2 protein-coding genes and 1 pseudogene are annotated in these 2,845 nt (G+C 32.5%); 2 read left to right on the plus strand and 1 reads right to left on the minus strand.

What is annotated here, in order from left to right:
* A partial coding sequence (locus C5B97_RS18440; protein WP_219819837.1) for a hypothetical protein occupies window positions 1–197 on the plus strand: 197 nt, incomplete at its 5' end.
* Window positions 198–459: 262 nt separating this feature from the next.
* Window positions 460–1,656, plus strand: a pseudogene (locus C5B97_RS18445) (IS110-like element ISSep2 family transposase); the annotation flags it as partial.
* 241 nt (window positions 1,657–1,897) lie between these two features.
* Here C5B97_RS18445 and mntC read toward each other — a convergent pair.
* Window positions 1,898–2,827 carry a manganese ABC transporter substrate-binding lipoprotein MntC gene (mntC, locus tag C5B97_RS18450; RefSeq protein ID WP_070548213.1) on the minus strand — a complete coding sequence of 310 codons (930 nt, stop codon included), beginning with the start codon at window positions 2,825–2,827 and terminating at the stop codon, window positions 1,898–1,900.
* Between the last annotated feature and the right edge of the window lie 18 nt (window positions 2,828–2,845).

Here is a 2,845-nt window from a genome sequence, read left to right on the forward strand (position 1 = left end):
GCGTCATATACTTTAGTGATGGTAGCGTTAATATTATTGAAGGATCCGACGAGAGTGATAAATACGTCGACACCGTATCTACACCGATATCACTTGAAAAAGTAATTGAGGAAGCTATCGATTTATCTAAGCACCCTCTTACTGATAAACAAATCGAAGAAATTTCTGAAAGCTTTAAACAACATATGAATAATTAAAATACAAAACATACTAAGATTAGCTATGAAGAAATCTATGACGATAGATTTTTTCATAGCTATTTTTTATAGTTATAGAGAGAAGTAGACTGTCCAGACTCTTGGATTTTAAATCCGTATAAAAAACAAGTCAGCTTTACTCTCGCCTTTTGAAATTCGTTTGTAGTATGTTGGGTTCTTGAAACCGTGTATAGGAAAATGAAATGAGAAAGGTTAAGTAAAGTTTTTAGCTTCTCAATTATTCAAAGGAGGTTTTTTTTTCGATTACTTAGGTGTTGATATTAGTAAAAGAAGTAGTGTAGTTGCACATTATAAAAATGGAAAATTCCAAAAAGAGTTTTTCATCCAAAATAATAAAAATGGTTACAATTATTTACTCAAGTATTTGAATGACTTAGACCACCCACAACTCATTTTTGAATCTACAGGTATCTATTCAAGAGGTATGGAACGATTTTGTAGTGTAAATCAAATTAACTATATTCAAATGAATCCGTTAGAAGCCAAATTTAAAACGAGCGCTCTAAGATCATGGAAAACTGATCAGGCAGATGCTCATAAGCTTGCTTGTTTAGGACCGACGCTTAAACAAACAGACAGCTTACCTATACATGAGTTAATATTCTTTGAATTAAGAGAACGCGTCCGTTTTCATCTAGAAATCGAGAATGAACAAAATCGACTTAAATTTCAGATCCTTGAATTACTCCATCAAACATTCCCTGGTTTAGAAAGATTGTTTAGTAGTCGATATTCAATCATTGCACTCAACATCGCAGAAATCTTTACTCATCCAGACATGGTTCTTGATATCGACAAGGAGGTACTGATTACACATATATTCAATTCTACAGATAAGGGAATGTCAATGGATAAAGCTACAAAATATGCACTTCAATTAAGGGTGATTGCTCAAGAAAGCTATCCTAATGTCGATAGACATTCCTTTCTAGTCGAAAAATTACGCTTACTTATTCAACAATTAAAACAATCTATTCATCATCTCAAACAATTAGATGATGCCATGATTCAATTAGCACAACAACTCGATTATTTTGAAAATATTCATTCGATACCTGGTATTGGTAAGCTAAGCACAGCTATGATTATTGGGGAGATTGGTGATATTAAGCGATTTAAATCAAATAAACAACTCAATGCTTTTGTTGGCATTGATATCAAACGATATCAATCAGGTCATACACACTGTAGAGATACCATCAACAAGCGTGGTAATAAAAAAGCGAGAAAACTTTTATTTTGGGTGATTATGAATATAATAAGAGGGCAGCATCATTATGACAATCATGTCGTCGATTATTACTACAAACTAAGAAAGCAGCCTAATGAGAAACCTCATAAGACTGCCATCATTGCTTGTATAAATCGATTATTAAAAACAATTCATTATCTTGTAATGAATCATAAATTGTACGATTATCAAATGTCACCACATTAGCCAAACGTACAATCAAATATAGTTTAACACCTTATTCAAAAAAATTAAAATGAACGGTTTAGTTAAGTAATGCTTATTTTAATTATAAGTACTTGACTAATCGTAGGAAAGAGCCTGAGACATAATTCCTAGCAAAATAGCCAGTAAATGAGTTTTCATAAATTCATTTACTGGCTATTTTAATAGGAGGATGATAATAATATATTAATTTAATTTCTTAATTGCGTTGTTTTAATTAAGTCTATTCCATGCTTCCATGGATTGTTTCGATATTGTGTTTCATCATTTTATAATATGAATCACCTTTAGAGCCTTTTTCTCCGATTGAATCGGTAAAGACTTCTCCGTAAATGCGCTTACCAGTTTCCTCAGTTAAGCTATTCATAGATTTTTTATCTACACTTGTTTCAACTAATAAATGTTTGATGTGATTGTCTTTAACAAACTTGATAGCTTGTTTCATTTGTGACGGTGTACCTTGTTTCTCAGTATTGATTTCCCAAATATAGCCTGGCTTGATATCAAAGGCTTTTGAGAAGTATTTGAAGGCACCTTCACTTGTAATCATAGCACGTTCTTGTTTTGGAATATCATTGAATTTATCTTTACTGTTTTTGTTTAACTTTTCAAGTTCAGCAAGATAAGCATCACCTTGTTTGTGATAGTCTGCTTTATGTGAGGCATCTGCTTTCACAAGTTGTTCTTGAATATTCTTAACGTATTGAATACCATTATCCAAATTTAACCATGCATGTGGATCAATCTTGTCCTTATTACCTGTTTCACCATTTAAATAGATAGGCTTAACGCCTTTAGACACCGCGAATACTGACTTATCATCTGTAGATTTGCCTGCTTGTTCTAAAGCTTTTTCAAACCAACCGTTACCAGATTCTAAATTGAAACCATTGTAGAAGATAACATCTGCATCAGTAAGTTGTTTAATATCTTTCGGTTTCACTTCGTATTCATGCGGGTCTTGTCCTACAGGTACGATACTATGAACGTCTACCTTGTCACCACCGATTTGTTTGACCATGTCATAAATAATGGAATTGGTTGTGACAACCTTCAATTTGTCATGATTTTTAGAATGTTGTTCACCAGAATTTGAACTACATGCTGCTAGAACTAGAATCAATGCAATAAGTAATGGAATAAATTTTTTCATGTTGTGTGTACACCTCTA

Origin of the sequence: Pseudoclavibacter sp. RFBB5 (assembly GCF_002931555.1) — a bacterium.
Lineage (GTDB): Bacteria > Actinomycetota > Actinomycetes > Actinomycetales > Microbacteriaceae > Pseudoclavibacter.